The organism is Actinoallomurus sp. NPDC052308 (genome assembly GCF_040679195.1).
GTDB lineage: Bacteria > Actinomycetota > Actinomycetes > Streptosporangiales > Streptosporangiaceae > Actinoallomurus > Actinoallomurus liliacearum.
This window is the reverse complement of record NZ_JBFAUM010000014.1, coordinates 25,473-44,916: the sequence shown is the minus strand read 5'-3', so window position 1 is coordinate 44,916 and position 19,444 is coordinate 25,473. Positions and strand designations below refer to the sequence as shown.

Here is a 19,444-nt window from a genome sequence, read left to right as displayed (position 1 = left end):
GTGCTACGTTGCTCTACAGACCTCGGGGTGCGCCCCGGCAGGGAAGGCCCCGAGGCCACGCCTCTTGATAACCACATCGACGCAAGCGCGCTCTCCGGTCTTACGCACCAACAGAGATCGACACGAGAGGACGCTCTACATGACAAGCGACAAGACCACGCTTCCGCCCGTACGGGTCGATGCGGCGTTCAAGGAACGCCTCGCGCGCTACGCCGCATCGCAGGAGCGCGACGTGTCGTGGGTCATCAGGAAGGCGATCAAGGAGTACCTCGACAAGTACGAGGAGGGATCCCTTGGCAAAGATCCTGATCGGTAAGTACGAGGGGACGATCTATCCCGAGGAAGGCGGCTACACCGGAGCCATCTCTCTCGGCTTCGCCCCCGACGGCAGGCGCAAGCGCCTCAAGAGAAAGGGCAAGACCAAGACCGAAGTCAAGGACAAGCTCATCAAGGCGGTCCGTGATCTGGAGTCCGGTATCGAGAGCCCCGACAACTACACGGTCCGAGACGCTGTCGAGGACTGGCTGTCCAAGGGACTCAAGGGCCGTGACGCGAATACGGTCACGACCAACCGCATCCTCGCCGACAAGCACGTCATACCGCTGATCGGCAAGGCCAAGCTCAAGGACCTGCGCGCAGACGACGTCGACGAGTGGCTCGACGGCCTCACGGACACGCTGTCCACACGCAGCCTCCAGGGCGTTCACTCGATCCTCAAGCGGGCCATCCGGCAGGCTCAGGCTCGCGACAAGGTGCTGAGGAACGTCGCCGAACTGGTCACCACCCCCAAGGGCAGGGCCGGACGTCCGAGCAAGGCCCTGACGCTCGCTCAGGCGACGGCCGTACTGGAGAAGGCCGAAGCCTCTCCCCTCCACGCCTACGTCGTGCTCAGCCTCATGACCGGCGTCCGAACCGAAGAGGCTCGGGCGCTCCGCTGGGATCACGTCGTGGCGTGGGTCGACGACCGAACCGGCTGGCGTTCGGTGACCGAGGCCGGATTCGATCACAAACGGTTCGCCATCTACGTGTGGCGGTCCGTACGGGCGCACGGCGACACCAAGACGGAGAAGTCTCGCCGAACGCTGGAACTGCCCGAAGAGGTCGCCCGAGCGCTGCGCCTGCACCACAAGCGCCAGGCGGCACAGCGGCTCAAAGCAGGAAAGGACTGGCAGGATCACGGCCTCGTCTTCTGCACGCGCACGGGAGCACCGCTCGACGCCGGCAACGTCCGGCGGGCGTTCCGCGGGATCACCAGGAAGGCAGGCATCGGGGAGAAGTGGACTCCCCGCGAACTCCGTCACTCGTTCGTTTCGATCATGAGTGACAACGGTGTGCCCATCGAGACGATCGCCGATCTCGTCGGGCACGCAGGCACCGCGGTGACCGAGAAGGTGTACCGGCACCAGCTCCGGCCCGTCATCACCAAGGGTGCCGAAACGATGAACACCATCTTCAGTCAGCACAAGTCCGCGTGACGGTGGCTCCCCGTTTGGCTCCCCGACCAGACCTGAAGATCGAAAAAGGGCCCCGGAGTGAACTCCGGAACCCTCTCTGACCTGCTCTCACACTGGGTGGGCGATACTGGGTTCGAACCAGTGACCTCTTCGGTGTGAACGAAGCGCTCTCCCACTGAGCTAATCGCCCCAGGCGGATCAACCGACGCCAGAAAGACTAGCGCATCCCCCGCCCTCTTCGCGCATCGGCGATCAGGCTCTCCACGGAAGGTTTAGCCCGAAGGCCTGGAGGTAGGCCACGATCGCGGCGGCGACGATGACGCCGGCGCAGATGGCCAGGAGCTGGTTCCGGCGTCGCACGCGCGGGTCGAGGGCCTTCTCCTTCGCTTTGCTCGCCGTTTGCTTCGCGGAGGTGAGGGCGCGTTGGGCCCAGGCGAACTCGGTCGCCAGGATGGCAAAGCCTACGAAGATCGCTGCCCATCCCGGGCCCGGCAGCACGAGCATGGCGACACCGGCGGCGAGTACCGTCACGCCCACGCTGAACACGGCAAGCCGCCAGACGTTGTTCAGCAGGGGGCGGGTGCGGATGCGTTCGCGCCAGTCGGTCAACGTCTCCCTCATGCGATCGACCCTAGGTCACTTCGCTTCCACGCAGGTCAGAGCGGGTATCAAGCCCGGTGAGGTAGGTCACATGACGTACGGGGGGCGGAATGTTCTTAGGACTTTTGACAGTTACGCGTCACAGAGCCAGGGGGACACCCGTTGGAGGGAGCGAAGTCCTCACCGAGAAACCCGCGATGCGGGACTGACGCCTGAAGGATGACCGATGAACAGCAGCAGCACCACTGCCTCCGCCGAGGTCGGCCTTCGGCTCATCGTCCCGGATCGTACGATCATCCCGCTGCTTGCGACGTTGGACTACTCCGCTGATGACCCTTATGCGATCCGTGTCGCGTTCCATGTCGGGAACGAGGCACCGGTGGAGTGGATCTTTGCTCGTGAGTTGCTGACCGTCGGCATTGTGCGCAAGGTCGGCAGGGGTGACGTGCAGGTGTGGCCGGCGGAGAAGAGCGGCGAGCGGATCTTGAACCTGACGCTGTCGTCGCCGTTCGGCCGGGCGCACTTCGAGGTACCGCTGACCCCTCTCACGGACTTCCTTGACCGGACCTATGCGATCGTTCCTGCCGGCCGGGAAGCTGACTTCATCGACATCGAAGCGGAACTCGACGACCTCCTCTGGCACATCTGAACCCCCCGCACTGACCGTACGGCCCCGCACCAGGCGCCTCCCAGCGCTGGCCCACACCCATGGTGCGGGGCCGTACGCCTGTCACGGGTCGAGGTCGGCGGCGCCGCGCTCGGCGAAGACCTCGATCGCCTTGCGGGTGACCGGGCCGGGTGCCGTGGGGAAGACCTTGCCGTCGACGGCGCGGATCGGCTGGATATCGCGGGTCGTGGACGTGAGGAACGCCTCGTCGGCGGTGGCGAACTCCTCCAGCGGCAGGTCCTCCTCCTCGCCGCCGGCCCACTCGAGCACGAGCGCCCGGGTGATGCCCGCGAGGCAGCCGGAGGACAGCGGAGGCGTGGTCAGGCGCCCGTCGCGGACGATGAAGACGTTGGAGCCGGTGCCCTCGCAGAGGTTGCCGGCGAGGTTCCCGAAGATCGCCTCTGCCCCGCCGCGCTCGTGGGCGTAGGCGAGGGCCTTGGCGTTGTCGCCGTACGACGTGGTCTTGAGGCCGGAGAGGGCGCCGCGCTCGTTGCGCGGCCACGGCACGACGGAGACGTCGGCGGTGGGCGGGAACGGCGTCTGCTCGGCGACGGCGACGATCGCCGTGGCGCCCTCGGCGCCGCGGTCGGAGCCGAGCGGGCCCACACCGCTGGTAAAGGTGATCCGGATCCGGGCGAGGTCCCATGACGGCGCGGCGGCGAGGACGGCCAGCGTGCCCCGGCGGATGGCGTCCAGGTCCGGCTCGGGCAGTCCCAGGCCGGCCGCGGAGACGGCGAGCCGCCGCAGATGGCGGGTCAGGGCGAAGGCCTCCCCGCGTACGGCCTTCACCGTTTCGAACACGCCGTCACCGACGAGGATGCCGTGATCGAACACCGACACCCGGGCGTTCTCCGGGGCGTACAGTTCTCCATTGATCCACACCGGAACGTTCCCGGTCTGGGAGCTGAGCTCGGCCACTGCGAAAGCCACCTCTCCACTCCGGACGCTTTTGGCCCGGTCCTCCCCTGCTCCGCCGGGCTGGACTCCCGGCCGAACCCCACACTACGACCCGCACGCACCTGGTTCGAGCCGATTACGCGCGGCGGACCGCCGCCGATCAACGGTCCTGGCCGACCGGGAACGCCGGGGGCCGTTCCGGCGTCGAACGACGTTGTGGATCAACCTTTCCGAACCCAGCGAACAGCGTGAAACAGGCATTACCATCGACACGATCCATCCCGTCAGCCTCAGCCGTTCCGACGAAGAAGAGACCGAATGATCGACCAGGTGCCCGGCTACCGCATCCTGGAGCGGGTGGGCGAGGGCGGGTTCAGTGTCGTCTACCGCGCCGAGCAGCAGCGCCTGGACCGCATCGTCGCGCTGAAGGTGCTGTCCGTCGACGCCGTCGACGACGACACGATGCGCCGGTTCGAGCGGGAGTGCCAGATCACCGGTCGGCTCACCGGCCATCCGAACGTCGTCACCGTGCTGGACACCGGCGTGACCAACGACGGGCGGCCGTTCATCGCGATGGACTACTTCCAGCGGGGGTCGCTGCGGGACCGGCTGTCGCGCGAGGGGCCGCTCCCGTTGCAGGACGTCCTGCGGGCCGGTGTGAAGATCGCCGGCGCCCTGGCCGCCACGCATGAGGCGGGGGTGCTGCACCGCGACGTCAAGCCGCAGAACATCCTGGTCTCCAAGTACGGCGAACCGGCCCTCGCGGACTTCGGCATCGCCCGGCTCACCGGCTCGTCGGAGGCCACGCACACCACCGCGTTCACGCCGCACCACGCGGCGCCGGAGGTCGTGAACGGCGAGCCGCCGGGGGTGACCGCGGACGTCTACTCGCTGGCCTCGAGCCTGTACCAGCTGCTGGCGGGCAGCCCGGCGTTCAAGGCGGGGAACAGCGGGATCAGCGCGCTGATGATGCGCATCCTCAACGATCCGCCGCCGCCGATCCCGCGCCATGACGTCCCGCCCCAGGTCCATGAGGTCATCGCCAAGGCGATGGCGAAGACGCCTGCCGAGCGGTACCCCAGCGCGGTGGAGTTCGCCCACCGGCTGCAGGAGCTGCAGATCGAGCTCGGGCTTCCGATGACGGAGCTGGCGGGCAGCGACTCGATCACACCGGCGCCCACGTCGACCCCGAAGGTCGCGGAGCCGGACCACTCGGGGCTCACCGGCCCCGGTTTCGACCTGCTGGCCCAGCAGTACGCCCCACCGCACCTGCCGGCGGAGCATCCGGACGTGTCCGGACCGCGGCCGGTCCCGCCGCCCGCGGTCCCCCCGCCCGCGGCCCCCCCGATCGCCGCTCCGCCCGGTGTGCCGAACGCCGGGCTCGCGCACGCGCCGATGCCCGGGCTCCCGCAGACGCCGAGCGCCTGGCCCGATCACGACCCGATGTCCCGCCCGTTCGGTGCGGAGCCGGTGTCCGCGCAGCGTCCCCCTGAGACCGCGCCGCAGACGCAGCCGACGACCGCCGGGCGCGCCGATGCGGCCGGCACGCCGGCGAACGACCGGAAGGGCGGTCCGGGCGCCATCATGGCCACCGTGCTCGCCGTCCTGGTGGGCGGAGCGGCCCTCGGCATCGGCGGCTTCCTGGTGCTCGGGAAGGTCGGCGGCGGCACGAAGGACTCGCCGACGACGAAGCCGACGCCGACCGCGTCACGGACCTCCGCTTCGCCCACTCCGGTGGCGGTCCCGTCACAGGTGATGATCGCCGCGACCCCCTGGGACCTGCGCGCGGTCGACAAGGGGCAGATCGTGGTCCTGCGCTGGAAGATCGCCAAGAACAACAACTACCCGATCTGGGTGCAGCAGTCCGACGGATCGGGAGAGCAGACGCCCCCGCAGCCGCTGGCGCCGCGTTCGACGACCGTGAACCTCTCCGGTCTGGACGCCCGGCGAGGGTACTGCTTCGCGGTCGGCGCGCTGGTCGCCATCGGGCAGAGCGACGGGCAGTCCGCGGCGGTCGCGTGGTCCAAGCCGAAGTGCATCCGGGGCGCCACGGCCCAGTGACCGCCCGGCCGCCCCGGTGATCAGCGCAGGCGCAGGGAACCGGGGTGCAGGCGGCGGATCAGGCGTCGCAGCGGGCCGACGGTCCGCCGGACGAGCCGGTCGATCTCGTCGGTGTGCCGCCACGCGGCCTCGGCCGTGTCCGGTCCGGGCGGTGTCGCGGCGTACTGCGACCGGTTGACGAGGTCGGCGAGGGGGCGCAGGTGCGACTCGGCCCCGGAGATCCGCTGGGCGCCGAAACCGGCCACCTCATGGGCGGTCAGGGCGGTCTCGGCGGGCAGGCCGACCGCGCCCAGCGCCTCGCGGGTCTGTGCCCAGGCCCCGGTGATGCGTTCGGCCGGTGTGGCGCCGCCGCGCCTGCGCCGTCGCCGCAGGACGGGAACGATCAGTACGCCGAGGAGGTAGACCGCCGGCAGGGCCGGGACCGCGGCCAGGCCGTACAGCCACGGCGGCGTCGATGACGTCTTGTGCGGCCGCCGGATCGGGGTCTTGGGCGGCGGCGTGCCCTTCTGGCCGGATCCGGTGTCCTTCGTGCGGGCCGCAGCCGCGCTCTTCTGCGCCGCCTCCAGCTTCTGCTGCGTCTCCCCCGCCGGTACCGAGTCCGACTTGCCCGAGGCGCCGGCCTGTTCGGGGGTGGGGAAGAACGGCACCCACCCGAGCCCGGCGAAGTCGACCTCGGGCCAGACCAGCACGTCGCCGGAGCGGACCTGCCAGGCGCCGTTCCCTCCGACGCCCGGCCGGAAGCCGACGACGATCCGTGTCGGCAGTCCCAGCGAGCGCGCCATGACGGCGTAGGCCGTGGCGAACTGCTCCGAGGTGCCGCGCTTGGAACTGCCGAGGAAGTAGCGCAACTGCGCGTACGTGTGGCCGGGCAGGCCGGACACGTCGTACTTGGCCGCGCGACGGAGGTAGTCCGCGAGCTTCGCGGCGCGCCCGAACGCCGTGTCCTGGTCCTTGGTGATCTGCTGGGCGAGCCGGCGGAACGGGGGGACCTCGGCGGTCTTCGCGGTGGTACCCGGGGTCTCCGGGAGGGCGGTGGCGGCCTGGGCCTCGGCGTCCCGCGCGGGTTGGGCGGCCGCGAGCCGGCCGGGATCGTAGTCGGGCACCATCGAGGTGACCGTGTACGCCTGGCCGGAGTGCAGCGGCTCCGCCGTGGCGAGTACGCCGCTGCCGGGGTCGGCCGCCACCGCCAGGCCCTCGATGGTCCGGGGCCGGTCGGCGGCCGGCACCCACACGCCGGGCAGGTCCTGGATGGTGAAGCGCTGGACGACCCTCGTACGGCCGACGGTGACGCCGTCGGGGATGCGGTTGCCGGCCGGGACGAACCGCGCGGCGGAGGTCCACGTGACGCCGTCGAAACGGTCCAGGACGGCGATCCGCCAGTCCTCGGGCGCGTCGGCGTGAACGATGAACATCTGCTGGTCGGGGGTCTGCAGCCAGGCCGACACCCGGTCGAGCGGGCTGATGCTGTCCCGCTGCTGCGGCGGCGGGGCCTTGACCGTCGTACGCGGGTCGTACGCATCGTTCTTGATCGGCAGGTACGGCCCGACGGCCGCGGCCAGCAGCCCGATGGCGGCCGCGGCCGGGACGCCGGCGAGCAGCCACAGCGGCCGCCCGCCGCTCCGTACGATCATGAGGGCGCCGACGAGTCCGACGAGCCCGGCGGCGACGGGGAGATTCGAACCGGGGCCGTGCACGCCGAGCAGCAGGGCGACGCAGAAGACGGCCACCGCGGGCAGCGCCGGTGTCGCCTTCATCCTGGTGCGCAGGCTCAGCTCGGCGCCCGCGAACGCCGCGAGCCAGACGAGCGCGTGCGGCAGGACGAGCAGTTCGGGCCGGCCGGGGGCGGGCAGCAGCGAGGTCAGTGTGCCCTTCAAGGAGTCGCGCAGCGCCCCGCCCACCACCGTGAAGTCGCCGTGGAACAGCGTCAGCGCGGCGACGAGCGTCCAGGCCACCACGGTGACCAGGACGGAGATCCACAGCGGCCAGGTCCGGCGCCGTGGCCAGGACAGCAGCGCCACGAGCAGCACCGGGCTGACCGCCGCGACCGTCACCACGGGCACCAGGTCGCCGAGCGTGAACACCCGGTGGAACGCCGCGCCGCCGGCGCCGGCCAGCGCGGTGACGATGACGAGCGCGGTGATCAGCCGTACCCGCAGGATCCGGCGGGGCGCGGGCGGCGCGTCGGTGCCCCGCTCCGTGGGGGCCGCCGTCGTCGTCATCGCGTGGCGCCCTTCCACGCCGCGCGCAGCTCCGCCAGGTCGGAGATCTCGATCAGCGTGACGCCGGGCATGCTCGGTCCGGGCGCTTCGGGCCGGACGCGTACGCACACCACGCGGTCGAACCGCCGGCGCAGCGCCCCGGTCCGGGAGACCTCCCCGCGCCCGCCGGTGAGGAGGACCAGCGCCCCGCCCGCCCGTACGCGCCGGGCGACCTCGACCGCGCCGTGCGCGCCGTCCGTACGGGACAGGCCGGCCAGCCGGTCGAGGAGCTCCTCGACGTCGTGGGCACCGCCGCGGGTCTCCACGAGCGGCCCGTCCGCGGTGAGGACGCGGACCGGGAAGTTCATGCGCGCCGCGCCGGCCGCGATGGACGCCGCCGCGTCCACCGCCAGCTCGAAGTCGTCCGCGTCGGCGTAGACGCCGGCGTCGGTGTCCACGACGACCGTCGTCTGCGGCATGCTCGCGTCGACGAGCTGGCGGACCATGAGCGTGCCGGTGCGCGCGCTCGACCGCCAGTGGATGTGGCGCAGGTCGTCGCCCATGACGTACTCGCGCAGCGCGTGGAACGTGACCGTGCCCGCCGGCGCGGTGTCCGACGTCGGCCCCTCCAGGTGGTGGTTGCGCCCGGAGGGCAGGAGCGGCAGGGCCACCGTGTGCGGGCGGACCAGGAGGGTGCGGGGCTCGCCGTACTCCCGGACCCGCCGGGCCAGCCCGAACGGGTCGGCGCGGACCAGCCGCAGCGGTCCCACCGGGATCTCCCCGCGCCGGTCGGTCGGCAGCGCGTAGCGGATCGTCTCGGCCCTTCCCGGGCGCAGCACGGGCACCCGGACGTCGATCCGCCCGCCGCCGCACGCGTCGTACGCCCGCATCCCCGCCCGGCGCACCCGGCCGGTGTTGGTGACGTGCAGCACGCCGGTGGCCGGCTCGCCGCGCGCCACCCGGTCCGGCGTGACCTCCCGTACGACGGTGAGGCTGGGCTGCGGCAGCGTCCACAGCACCGCCGTCACGACGGCGAGGAATCCGCCGACCGCGAGGGCCACCGGTTCGGGGTAGCCGAGGACGGCGCCGACGGCGTACAGCACCGCGGAGGCCACGGCGACCCCCCAGCCGACGGGCGTGAGCACCTCAGGCCCCGGTCGACTGCGGCACCGGCACCCGGGACAGGGCCTCGGCGACGAGCTCCGGGGCGGTACGGCCGCGCAGCTCCGCCTCCGGCGTCAGCATGAGCCGGTGCGCGATGACGTGCCCCGCGAGGGACTTCACGTCCTCGGGGACGACGAACGACCGGCCGGCGGCCGCGGCCCGCACGCGTACGGCGCGCAGCAGCGCGAGACTCGCGCGGGGACTCGCGCCCAGGCGGATGTCGGAGTGCTGACGCGTCGTCGCGACGACCTGCACGAGGTAGTCGTACAACGGCGGCGCGACATGGATCCGGCTCGCGAAGTCGATCATGTTCTTGATGTCGTCCCGGCCGGCCACCTTCGAGAGCTGGTCGATCAGCGGCCCCGTCGGCGTGCCGGCCAGCACGGCGACCTCCGAGGCATGGTCGGGGTACCCCATCGAGATCTTCATGAGGAACCGGTCGAGCTGCGCCTCCGGCAGCGGGTACGTGCCGTCCATGTCGACGGGGTTCTGCGTCGCGATCACCATGAACGGGCGGGGCACCGGATTCGGCTGCCCGTCCACGGTGACGCGCCGCTCCTCCATGACCTCCAGCAACGCCGACTGGGTCTTGGGCGAACCGCGGTTGATCTCATCGGCGACGACGATGTTGGCGAAGATCGGGCCGGGGTGGAACTCGAACTGGTTGTTCGACTGGTTGAAGATCGACACGCCGGTGACGTCGGACGGCAGCAGGTCGGGCGTGAACTGGATCCGCGTCCAGCGCGCGTCGACGCTCGCCGCGATCGTACGGGCCAGGGTGGTCTTGCCGACCCCCGGCACGTCCTCCAGCAGCAGATGCCCCTCACTGAGCAGGCACAACAGCGCCAGCTCGACGTTCTCCCGCTTCCCGCGGATGACCCGCTCGATGTTGCCCGCCAGCGCGCCGAACAACTGCGCGAAGCGTCCTGCGAGGGCGTCCGTGTCGGACGCCCGGTGCATCTCGGCCGTCATCAGCCGGCACACTCCCAGATGGTCGGCCCGGCGAGCTCCTGCCACGGAGAGTGCGGCGTGTTCGGCAGGTAGCCGATCATGTATCCGATGTGACCGTTGTGGTTGAGGTGGTCGTAGAGCTTGCCGCTGAACGCCGCCTTGCCGTTCGGGTGGTTGTACTGAGTCCCGATCTTCTGGCAGTCCACCACGACCGTCTGGCTGTTGGCGTTCTTGATCTTTTCGACGAGGGCGCTCCCGGAGCTCGCCTGCGCCCACATGTAGCTGATGTCGTTCGGGTTGCCGCCGTTGTGGATGCCGTAGGTGTGCGAGGGGCCGGTCAGCGTCCTGGTCACGCTGGCGGTCTTGCCGCCGGCGCCGTTGGAGGCGGTCACCCGGATGCTGTACGAGCCGTTCTTCCAGATGCTCGGGATCGTCACCGACGTGCCGGAGAAGTTGCTCTGGGTGTAGCTCTTCGGGCCGCTCACCTGGAGCCTGTAGGTCACGCCCTTGGCGTTCGGCGGGGCCTGCCAGCTGATCTTCGCGCCCTGCGTGGTCCCGGTGCCCGTGACGCCGCTCGGCGCGTCCGGCTGCGTGCAGGACAGGGTCGGGTCGGACTGGTCCGACTCGACGTCCGACTCGTGGTTTCCGTTCTGGTACGTCGCCGCGACCGCGAACACGTACTCGGTGCCGCAGGTTCCGCCCTTCGCGGTGAACGTGTAGTCCGGACCGTCCGCGGCGATCTTGGCGGGCGTGGCGGTCAGGCCGCTCGGCGTGATGAGCTTGTAGCCGGTCGCCTTCCCGCCGCCACCGGGCTGGAAGTCGACCTTGATGCTCCCGTCCGGCTGCGCCGCCGCCCGCAGGTTGGTCGGCTTGTTCGGCGGCGTGACCTTCGGCGTGTCCGTCGGGTGCGCGGTCGGCGTCTTCGGCGGCGTGATCGACGGCCTCGGCGACTTGCTCGGCAGCTTGATCGTCGGCCTCGGGAGCGTCGGGTGGATCGGGAGCCGGGGCGTCGGCAGCCTGCCGTGGCCTCCCTTGTCCTTCCCCCCGTTGTCGTTCCCGCCGTTGTCCTGTCCCGCGTTGCCGTTGTCCCCGTTGTTCCCGTTGTCCTGCCCGGTGTTGTCCTGACCGTCGTCGGTCCCCTTCGGGATCGGGTTCTCGGCTCCGCCGGGCACCTTCCCGGTGTACTTCTGCACCGGCTTGTGCGCGCCGGACCCGTCGACCACGACGCCCTTGGGGCTGTCGGGGTTGTTCACCCAGAGCAGGCCGTCCTTGACGAACGCCTCCAGCGGGCCGGGCTTTCCGGTGACCGGGACCTGCGGGGCCATCCGGTTCGTCGCCGAGTCGTACACCAGGAGGCTGCCCGAGGTCTGGTCCGGGATGTAGACCCGCTGTCCGAGCACCTGCGGGGTCGTGAGCTGGTGCTGCGGCAGCTGGAGCGAAACGCTGCTCACCGAGCCGCTGCCCGAGTTCACCACGATCAGCGACTTGCCGGCCAGCAGGGGAACGAGCTGCCCTTCCGTGGTCGTGGGCGGCGCGGTCACCTTGCCCTTGCCGAGCTGAGCGACGATGGACGGCAGCTTGATCTTCACCCGTACGCCGCCGTCGCCGAGGACGAGGCTCTCCGCCGTGGTGAAGTCGGTGACGACCGCGGACCCGGCCGCGATCGTCAGGGAGAGGTCGTCGCCGGCCCGTCCGACCCCGATCGGCTGTCCCGTACGGCCGTTCTGCACGGACGCCGCCTGCCCGTTGGCGGGCACCGGCACCCAGAGCGTCGCGTTGCCGTCGATGGCGGCCGAACCGAGCGGCCCGGTGAGGCTGATCGGGTCGCCCTGCGTGGCCAGGGTCATCGGGTCCAGGCGCTGCACGCTGCCCTTGACCTGGTCGAGCGCGTACGCGGCGCCGGAGCCGGACACGACCTGCATGCCGGCCGCGCCGCGGTAGGAGACGCCCTGGACGACGTTGAGGTGGGCCGGGTCGACGCGGCTGACCACGCCGGTCGTCTCGTCCACGATGAGGACGACACCGTTCTGCTGGATCACCCGCATCTTGTGGCCGGCGGTACCGGACAGGGTCACCTTGCCGTCGACCTTGCCCGACAGGCCGTTGACGTGGACGAGTTCGCCCTTCTTGGATGACGTCAGCCAGCCGCCGACATCGGCGAGGTGGTACTTCGCGCTCGCCATTCCGACGCCGAAGACGACGGCGGCCACGCACAACACCCCGACCGCTCCGATCGCGATCAGCCCGGTCAGCCGATCACGACGGAAGAACCTACGCTCCCCGCTCACCGATCTCGTCACCTCTCCGCGCCGGAACGTCGCTGCGACGCACGCGACACCTTAATGTGTCCAAGCCTCTCAAACCTCCTGAGTGAGAGATATTGGACGCGGCAACCTGCCGCATATCGGACACAGCGGCGTGGCTGACGGTTCGATGGGAAGCGGAAAAGGCCGGACGGCCACGGAATCGGCCGCTCAGGCGAGGACGCAGCCGAAGACGTCGGCCAGCCGGCCCCGGCCCTTCTCGGTCACGAGCAGCGCCCGCCGCGCCGACCCGCGCTCGAACCAGCCGTCCTCGATCATCCGGGCCGTGAGCGCCGCGCCGAGCGCTCCGTTGAGATGCGGGCGGCGCTCCGTCCAGTCCAGACAGTGCCCGGCGAACCTCCGGCGTCCCCGGCGCAGCCCGGCGACGTCGACGCCGACCGAGGACAACTGCCGCTCCCCCTTGTCCGTCACCTCGTACGCGGACGCCGCGGGATCGTCGAACGACGAATCGAGGGTCTCGAGCAGATCCCGGCTGAGCATCGCCTCGAACAGCGCGGCGCCGGCGCGGCCCGCCAGGTGGTCGTAACAGGTGCGCGCCTCCTGCAGCGCGTGCGCCTGCCGGGACTGGCGGAGGCTGCGGACCTCGACGTCCGGGCTGATCCGGCTGATCGCCTCGATCACGGCGGCCACCTCCGCGCCCTTCAGGCGGTAGTAGCGGTGCCGCCCCTGCCGCACGACGGTCACGAGATCCCCGTCCAGCAACTTGGCCAGATGAGAGCTGGCCGTCGCCGCACTGACCCCGGCCGTCCTGGCCAGTTCTCCCGCGGCGAGCGGACGCCCGTCGAGGAGGGCCGTCAGCATCGACGCGCGCGTACGGTCCGCCAGCAGCGCCGCCACCGGCGCGATGTCCGAGTCATACGGTGCTCGCATGGTTCGACCGTACGCCGCGCACGCTTAGACGAGCGTCGAAAGATCGGCCCGCGACGCGGGCCAGATCAATCGAGTTGGGGGTGGGGCCGAGTATCCGCTAGTGTTTACCCCGTTGCCGAGGGGGGACGCCCCCGAGACACGCGGACGTGGCTCAGACTGGTAGAGCATCACCTTGCCAAGGTGAGGGTCGCGGGTTCGAATCCCGTCGTCCGCTCGGAGAGGTCTTCCCAAGGCCTCACGGTGGAGTGGCCGAGAGGCGAGGCAACGGCCTGCAAAGCCGTGTACACGGGTTCAAATCCCGTCTCCACCTCTGAAGCACACTCTGCTTCGCGAGGGCGATTAGCTCAGTGGGAGAGCGCTACCTTGACACGGTAGAGGTCACTGGTTCAATCCCAGTATCGCCCACCACATTAATGCAGGTCAGGCCATGCGCCTGACCTGCATTTTGGTTTCTGATGCTAACGACCGGCCGGAATCGGGAGCAGATCGGGAGCAGGGTGCTCCACGGGTGATCGGGACTACCCATTCGGTAGGTCGGGGTCGGTACTTTGCGTGGGTCGGGGTCATCGGGAGCAGTGCTCCCGGTAATGCTCCCGGCCGTGCTCCCTCTCGGCATGAGATGGGTCGAGGTCACGATGATTGCGCCTGGCGAGCGGTGAGGTTGGTCCAGCGTTGTTGGAGCCGGTTAACCAGGTTTTCCCGCATGGGGTCGGTGACGTGGCTGTAGACGCCGGCGATGCCGGGCATCCGGTGTCCCATCCGCTCGTACTTGAGGGCGTCTTCGATGCCGAGTTCGTCCAGGACGGTCTTGTGGTGATGGCGCAGGCCGTGGAAGACCGCCCCGGGCAGGATGGGCGGCCATTTGCGGGCGGTGTCGCCGTCGCAGGCGGGGCGCCATAGGCGGCGGGCGAAGTTGGATCGTCGGTGCCAGTGCCCGTCCGGGGTGATGAACACCTGCGGATGGTCATGGCTATCGATGACCTCTTGGAGGAGGTCGGTCAGGAAGGGTGGCAGGTCGATGCGGCGGGTGGCGGCGTCGGTCTTGGGCGGGCCGAGCCATAGGCGCGCTCCGACCTCATGCAGCGAGCCGTTGTCCGGGTCGACTCGCAGATAACCCTGGTCGAGATGGCAGTTGGTCTTGGCCAAACCGGTGATCTCACCCCACCGCATCCCGGTGAACGCGGCTGTGATCACCATCACCTGCGCGGGGCGTCCGCCTAGGAGGCGGATACGGTCGGTGATGGCCAGGACCTGGTCGCTGGTGGGGATGGGTCGTTTGGTGGTCTGCCGCAGGTCGACGTCGGGTTGGTGGTGGGTGCGGGGTTCGGCCATGCGCAGGCCCTGGATCGGGTTGATGGCGATCATGCGTTCCTCGACCGCCGCGGTCAGCAGCAGCGACATGAGGGTGACGATGCCGCGGACGCTGGCCAGGCTGTAGCGGGCGCGCAGGCCGATCGCCCATTGCTTGACCGCGCTACGGCGGATCTGATCAAGGGACAGGTGCCCGAAGGCGGGCACGATGTGCTGGTCGAGATAGTGGTCGTACTTGGCTTGAGTGCTGGCGGCGACCAGGTGGGTTTTCCGCCATTGGCTCGCCCACTCGGCCAGGCTGGTGCGCGAATCGTTGGGGTCGATGAACGTTCCGCGACGCTGGTCGCTATCCAGATCCTCGGCCGCCTCGAGGGCTTCGGTCTTGGTCCGGTACTTGTCCGGTGTGGTGCGGACGACGCCGTCGGCGTCGCGGTAGCGGACCCGGAACCAGGGTCCGCGTTTTTCTGCCCAGGCCATCATGAGCTCCTTTCACGCATGCGTGGATCGGGATCGCGCCGCTGGCGGGGGCGGCGCGGGTCGGGGTCATCACCGCTCGACTCGGGGCGGGCGCTCAAGTCACGCCCCGCTCCCCCAGGCGAATCCGGCTATCGGCGGCGGGAGCGCGGGGCCTGCCGGCCGGCGGCGACGATCGCCTCCAAGTCGGCACGGGAGAACCGCAGGTGCTTGCCCAAGAACGTGCACGGAATCGCCCGGGCGGCAGCTTTGCGGCGCAGCCACGACGGCTTCACACCGAGCAACCGCGCAGCCTCTTCCGGCGTGTACACCAGCGGCTCGTCCCGAAGACCAGACGATGCGATCGCAGGCTCCGGTCTCCCGGGGCGGGCGTCGGCGGACGCCGTGGAGTGGCGCACTCCTCCAGGAGCCTGCCGGTGTTGCGAGGGCGTGCCCAACGGCCCTCGCTCGTCGGCTGACCGACGATCGGAGACAGCCCGAGGCGCCTCGCCTCGGTGGTTTTGCTGGGAGCGATCGTGGGTGTTCGACATGACGACGGCTTCTGCGCATCCATCCGTCCCGAACGGCACCCAACCAAGCCAACCCGTCCCCGTAGGCACTTCTTAGGCACACGCTTAGGCACGGCCTTGGGCAGACCTCGCGCCAAGGACAATGATCTTAGGCACGCACCCAGGCACAGGGTTGGGCACGCCACCTGACGCGTAGGCACGCCCTTGGGCAAGGTGAGCGACAGGCTGATGAGCACGCTCGCGCCTCAAGCAGTCACGCCGAGCTAGCGGACTCTTAATCCGCGGGTTCGGGGTTCAAGTCCCTGGCGGCGCACCCGTCCTGACCTGGGCGTTCTCGGTTCCACCGGGAGCGCCCAGTGTCTGTTTTGGGGCGGTTTGGCGACCGTGGTTGCTCCGTGGTTGCTCGCATGCCGGATTGTGGTCTATCCGCCTTGCGGGCACCGCCGAAACGGGACGCGCCACTGCGGCCAGCGGCCCCATCAGCGAACCGGCAGCCGGATCACAGACAACGCTGCCTGAGGTCGGGAGGTAACCAACCGACCGGTCCCGCCCGCAGGCGTAGCCGGACATCGCCTACCCTGCCAAGCCGCTCACTAGTGCTCCCAACCGGAAGGCTCTCTCGCCTGGTGCAGACGGTCGTCGACCGCCTGCCGGGAGCCGTCCCCGCGACGCAGGGCCGACCGCCCGTTGTACCCGGTTGGCGCATAGGAGACAGGGCCATCTCCGCAGGCGCGGAGCCGACCCTCCGTAGCGTTGTGAGGGGCCCGGTGATCGGGGACCATTCCCGCATGCGCGGGGCCGACACGTCACCACCGTCCATCCACACGATGAATCCGGGACCATCCCCCCATGCACGGGGCCGACTTCGCCGCGCAGCCGGTCGATGTCGGAGGCGTGGGATTACCCCCGCGTCCGCGGCGCCGACAGCGATCCGCCGATCATGAGGGTCTGAGTCGGGGGGCCATCCCCGCGTGCGCGGGGCCGACCGACCGGGCGCCGTCGAACTCGATCTTGCTCAGGGGCCATCCCCGCGTGCTCGGGGCCGACCACCACCTCGCTGGCCGGCACGGGCGACACGGCGGGGCCATCCCCGCGTGCGCGTGGCCGACTCCACGGTGACCAGCGGATGCGCGCCCTTCGCGGGGCCATCCCCGCGTGCGCGGGGCCGACCGACCGGGCGCCGTCGAACTCGATCTTGCTCAGGGGCCATCCCCGCGTGCGCGGGGCCGACGTGCTGGTCGCGGTTGCCCAGCCCTTGAGGCGGGGGCCATCCCCGCGTGCGCGGGGCCGACTCCGCGTCCGAGACGAACGCCTGGTCGCGGACGGGGCCATCCCCGCGTGCGCGGGGCCGACTACTCCCGGTGCCGCCACCCCGTGCAGGAGTGGGGGCCATCCCCGCGTGCGCGGGGCCGACTCCGCGTCCGAGACGAACGCCTGGTCGCGGACGGGGCCATCCCCGCGTGCGCGGGGCCGACCCCAGATGGACGACCTACGGGCGCGCCTCGCACGGGCCATCCCCGCGTGCGCGGGGCCGACGCACCGCTGGCGCATCACGGGTGGTGGTGTAGGGGGCCATCCCCGCGTGCGCGGGGCCGACGGGTATTGGGAGATCTCCCGCAAGTGGGCCCCGGGGCCATCCCCGCGTGCGCGGGGCCGACGGGGCCCGGGTGCGCAAGCCCGGGCCTTTCCCGGGGCCATCCCCGCGTGCGCGGGGCCGACGTGTTCTGGTCGGTGAAATCCGTCCCGATGGTGGGGCCATCCCCGCGTGCGCGGGGCCGACCACGCGGCACAGGTGGCCGCGCTGGAACAGGCGGGGCCATCCCCGCGTGCGCGGGGCCGACACGAACGCCGGCGTCGGGGAGTCGCCGACGATGGGGCCATCCCCGCGTGCGCGGGGCCGACACTTGCTGAGCTGGGATGTTATCGGCGAGAGCGGGCGGACAGGATCAGTCCGTCGTAGTCGACGGGGCGCCAGCGGTCTCGGCCTGCGGTGCGGATGGCCCAGCCTTGTTCGTTGTTAGCGGGTTCTACGAGGAGGGCTTGGCCGTCTCCGATGCGGTCGGCGAGGAGCGTCCAGAGACGGTCTCGGATGCGGCGGCTGGGGTTGCCCACGAAGACACCGGCGTTGACTTCGACCATCCATCTGGTGAGATGACCGCGTAGTCCTTCGGGGGCTGCGATGAGCACGATGACGGTCATTGCGGCTCGGGTCCGGGGTCATCGAATTCGGGACCGATGATGGCGACGTGACTGTCTCCGAGCGTCGGCCGGAAAAGGTCCGTGGCATCTGCCCAGTTGACACCGCCGGGGACGGTACCGACCTTGTCGTCCCAGAGTTCGTTGGTCTCTTCGTCAGGGATATCGGCGTCTTCTGGTGTGAGCAGGGTTTTGATGTCCCTGACGATGCGGCCGAGGAGTTTGTCTTCGGCGATACGGTCGCGCATGCCAAGGCGTGCGTCGCGTTCGCTGGTGAGTCCCTTGGCGGTCAGGTCGAATGCGAGGGGGATGGTGTAGTCGGCTTTGTAGAGGTCGGCGATGTCGAGGACGAATGATGTCGCGGCGCCGGTGTGTACGAAGCCGAGGCCGGGGCTGGCTCCGAGGCCGACGATCACGGCGTGGCAGATGCCGTACAGCGCGGCGTTGGCCGCCGACAGCAGGCGGTTAAGGTCGTCGCCAGCGGCGAACGGGTCGCCGGCTCGGTATTCGCGGCCGCTCCAGGTGATGCCGGTTCTTTTCGCGTGTGCTTGATAGATCTTGCGGACGCGGGCTCCTTCGCGGCCGCGGAGTTGTTGCATGGTCATGGTCGAGACGTCTTCGCCGGGGAAGCGCATGCCGTACATGGCGCGTGCGACGGCCAAGCGTTCTTTGGTGCGGGTGACCAGCCATGCCTGGCGGTGGAGCAGGCCGGCGCCGCGGCTGGGTCCTAGACCGGCGGCGTACATGCGGACGCCTTGCTGGCCGACCCAGCACATTGCGGTGCCGGAGTCGGCGAGCAGGCAGGCCGCTCCGTGGGTGATGCGGGTGCCTGGGCCCAGGAGGATGACGGCGACCATGGCGGCGGGTACGCGTACGGTGTCGCGTTTGTTGATGATGACGACGGCGTTTTCGTCGCGGTCGATGTGGCTGCGTTCGACGTAGACGCTGGAGACGCGGTCGCTGAGGCGGTGCAGGTCGTGGGGGTGGGCTTTCCACCAGATGTCGGCCATCACCCGTTACCGGGCAGGGGTGCGAGGGTCAGCAGCCCGCATCCATACGCCTTGGCGGGTCCGATTCCGCGCAGGAGGCGTTCGGTGAACAGGTCGGGGTCGGTGATCTGGAGGCGGCCTTCGAAGGTGGCCGTGTGGATGACGACGGGTTTGCCCCGGCCGTTCTTGTTGAAGGATCGCCGGTCTCGTGCGGTGATGCGCACGTCGCGTGCGGGTTCAGGGGGTGTGGTGGGTTCGGGGAGGCCGGGTGCGGGTGGGTCGGTGCGGGCTGGGGGGATCTGGAAGCCCCAGCGTTGGGTGCGGTCGAGGAACCAGGCGAGTTGGTGGGCGGCGGTGCGGTGGCCGATGCGGTGGCCGCGTCGTTCGCCGCGTGCGGTCCGTTCGGTTTGGATCGGGGTGGGTTTGGTCGGTGTGGTGGTGTTCTGAATGGGGTTGGCGGTGAGTCGGAAGGCGAATTGGCGTCCGAGGGCGATCCGGGTGAGGAGGGGGGTGTAGTCGGCGATGGACGCGTGGTCGCCGTCGGCTTCAGGCCAGCCGGCGTTTTCGATGATGTGGGTCCAGTCGGGTTTGGATTCGGTGAGGACGTACAGCATCGGGCGTCGGGGGTTGTCGGCGTCCAGCCGCCACAGCAGGCGTTCTTGGGTGGGTTGGTCGGGGATGCCGCCGAGGATGGCGCCGCGCATGGCTCTGGGGTTGGCGAGGAGTTTGCGGGATTCGGCGCGGAGCGGGTTGATGCGGATTCGCGATAGGTAGGTCAT

General features: G+C 70.1%; 16 protein-coding genes, 5 tRNA genes and 1 CRISPR repeat array. Of the genes, 8 read left to right on the top strand and 13 right to left on the bottom strand.

Annotated elements, in window-relative coordinates; genetic code table 11:
* Positions 1–139 precede the first annotated feature (139 nt).
* Entirely contained in the window at positions 140–316 is a 177-nt protein-coding gene (locus AB0L00_RS27995) for a ribbon-helix-helix domain-containing protein (protein WP_364440069.1), read from the top strand.
* A complete protein-coding gene (locus AB0L00_RS27990) occupies positions 294–1,475 on the top strand; it encodes a tyrosine-type recombinase/integrase (RefSeq protein ID WP_364440068.1) in 1,182 nt (393 codons plus the stop codon). Before AB0L00_RS27995 ends, AB0L00_RS27990 begins: the two co-directional genes overlap by 23 nt.
* A gap of 97 nt (positions 1,476–1,572) precedes the next feature.
* Here AB0L00_RS27990 and AB0L00_RS27985 read toward each other — a convergent pair.
* Together AB0L00_RS27985 and AB0L00_RS27980 are read right to left on the bottom strand one after the other, a co-directional pair.
* Positions 1,573–1,644, bottom strand: a tRNA-Val gene (locus AB0L00_RS27985).
* Between the two features lie 62 nt (positions 1,645–1,706).
* On the bottom strand, positions 1,707–2,075 hold the full coding sequence (locus tag AB0L00_RS27980; RefSeq protein ID WP_364440067.1) for a TIGR02611 family protein: 369 nt from the start codon (positions 2,073–2,075) through the stop codon (positions 1,707–1,709).
* Positions 2,076–2,280: 205 nt separating this feature from the next.
* Between AB0L00_RS27980 and AB0L00_RS27975 the strand changes: the two genes are divergently transcribed.
* The gene (locus tag AB0L00_RS27975) at positions 2,281–2,703 is read left to right on the top strand and encodes an SsgA family sporulation/cell division regulator (protein ID WP_345364330.1); all 423 of its coding nucleotides are present in this window, start codon (positions 2,281–2,283) and stop codon (positions 2,701–2,703) included.
* 81 nt (positions 2,704–2,784) lie between these two features.
* Here AB0L00_RS27975 and AB0L00_RS27970 read toward each other — a convergent pair whose 3' ends face one another.
* Positions 2,785–3,603: an aminotransferase class IV gene (locus AB0L00_RS27970; protein ID WP_364440206.1), complete on the bottom strand. Its 819-nt coding sequence runs from the start codon at positions 3,601–3,603 to the stop codon at positions 2,785–2,787.
* Positions 3,604–3,936: 333 nt separating this feature from the next.
* Here AB0L00_RS27970 and AB0L00_RS27965 point away from each other — a divergent pair, with 333 nt between their 5' ends.
* On the top strand, positions 3,937–5,679 hold the full coding sequence (locus tag AB0L00_RS27965) for a protein kinase (RefSeq protein ID WP_364440066.1): 1,743 nt from the start codon (positions 3,937–3,939) through the stop codon (positions 5,677–5,679).
* A gap of 20 nt (positions 5,680–5,699) precedes the next feature.
* On the opposite strand, the gene AB0L00_RS27960 is transcribed toward AB0L00_RS27965, so the two are convergent.
* From AB0L00_RS27960 to AB0L00_RS27940, 5 genes are all read right to left on the bottom strand, one after another.
* Positions 5,700–7,898 (bottom strand): DUF3488 and transglutaminase-like domain-containing protein, encoded by a 2,199-nt coding sequence (locus AB0L00_RS27960; RefSeq protein ID WP_364440065.1) that lies wholly within the window; start codon positions 7,896–7,898, stop codon positions 5,700–5,702.
* On the bottom strand, positions 7,895–9,022 hold the full coding sequence (locus AB0L00_RS27955; protein ID WP_364440064.1) for a DUF58 domain-containing protein: 1,128 nt from the start codon (positions 9,020–9,022) through the stop codon (positions 7,895–7,897). Before AB0L00_RS27955 ends, AB0L00_RS27960 begins: the two co-directional genes overlap by 4 nt.
* Before the next feature lies 1 nt (position 9,023).
* Complete coding sequence (locus tag AB0L00_RS27950) at positions 9,024–10,013, bottom strand: MoxR family ATPase (RefSeq protein WP_364440063.1); 990 nt, start codon at positions 10,011–10,013, stop codon at positions 9,024–9,026.
* Positions 10,013–12,280, bottom strand: coding sequence for a hypothetical protein (locus AB0L00_RS27945; protein ID WP_364440062.1), 2,268 nt, complete (start codon positions 12,278–12,280; stop codon positions 10,013–10,015). Before AB0L00_RS27945 ends, AB0L00_RS27950 begins: the two co-directional genes overlap by 1 nt.
* Before the next feature lie 186 nt (positions 12,281–12,466).
* On the bottom strand, positions 12,467–13,186 hold the full coding sequence (locus tag AB0L00_RS27940; RefSeq protein ID WP_364440061.1) for a winged helix-turn-helix domain-containing protein: 720 nt from the start codon (positions 13,184–13,186) through the stop codon (positions 12,467–12,469).
* A 140-nt stretch (positions 13,187–13,326) separates the two neighbouring features.
* On the opposite strand from AB0L00_RS27940, the gene AB0L00_RS27935 reads away from it, so the two are divergent.
* From AB0L00_RS27935 to AB0L00_RS27925, 3 genes are all read left to right on the top strand, one after another.
* Positions 13,327–13,400 (top strand) — tRNA-Gly (locus AB0L00_RS27935).
* A gap of 25 nt (positions 13,401–13,425) precedes the next feature.
* Positions 13,426–13,496: transfer RNA gene (locus tag AB0L00_RS27930), tRNA-Cys, on the top strand.
* Positions 13,497–13,519: 23 nt separating this feature from the next.
* Positions 13,520–13,594, top strand: a tRNA-Val gene (locus AB0L00_RS27925).
* A gap of 222 nt (positions 13,595–13,816) precedes the next feature.
* Here the strand turns inward: AB0L00_RS27925 and AB0L00_RS27920 are convergent.
* Together AB0L00_RS27920 and AB0L00_RS27915 are read right to left on the bottom strand one after the other, a co-directional pair.
* On the bottom strand, positions 13,817–14,974 hold the full coding sequence (locus tag AB0L00_RS27920) for a tyrosine-type recombinase/integrase (RefSeq protein ID WP_364440060.1): 1,158 nt from the start codon (positions 14,972–14,974) through the stop codon (positions 13,817–13,819).
* 128 nt (positions 14,975–15,102) lie between these two features.
* Entirely contained in the window at positions 15,103–15,501 is a 399-nt protein-coding gene (locus AB0L00_RS27915) for a helix-turn-helix domain-containing protein (protein WP_364440059.1), read from the bottom strand.
* Between the two features lie 219 nt (positions 15,502–15,720).
* Here AB0L00_RS27915 and AB0L00_RS27910 point away from each other — a divergent pair.
* Positions 15,721–15,793: transfer RNA gene (locus AB0L00_RS27910), tRNA-Lys, on the top strand.
* A 400-nt stretch (positions 15,794–16,193) separates the two neighbouring features.
* Positions 16,194–17,382: a CRISPR direct-repeat array (repeat unit 29 nt; unit sequence GGGGCCATCCCCGCGTGCGCGGGGCCGAC).
* 18 nt (positions 17,383–17,400) lie between these two features.
* Here the strand turns inward: AB0L00_RS27910 and cas2e are convergent.
* From cas2e to cas6e, 3 genes are read right to left on the bottom strand one after another with little or no spacing between them, the layout of a single operon-like run.
* Complete coding sequence (gene cas2e / locus AB0L00_RS27905; RefSeq protein ID WP_364440058.1) at positions 17,401–17,679, bottom strand: type I-E CRISPR-associated endoribonuclease Cas2e; 279 nt, start codon at positions 17,677–17,679, stop codon at positions 17,401–17,403.
* Positions 17,676–18,686, bottom strand: coding sequence for a type I-E CRISPR-associated endonuclease Cas1e (gene cas1e / locus AB0L00_RS27900; RefSeq protein WP_364440057.1), 1,011 nt, complete (start codon positions 18,684–18,686; stop codon positions 17,676–17,678). Before cas1e ends, cas2e begins: the two co-directional genes overlap by 4 nt.
* Positions 18,686–19,444 (bottom strand): type I-E CRISPR-associated protein Cas6/Cse3/CasE, encoded by a 759-nt coding sequence (gene cas6e, locus AB0L00_RS27895; protein WP_364440056.1) that lies wholly within the window; start codon positions 19,442–19,444, stop codon positions 18,686–18,688. The genes cas1e and cas6e overlap by 1 nt, the downstream gene beginning before the upstream one ends.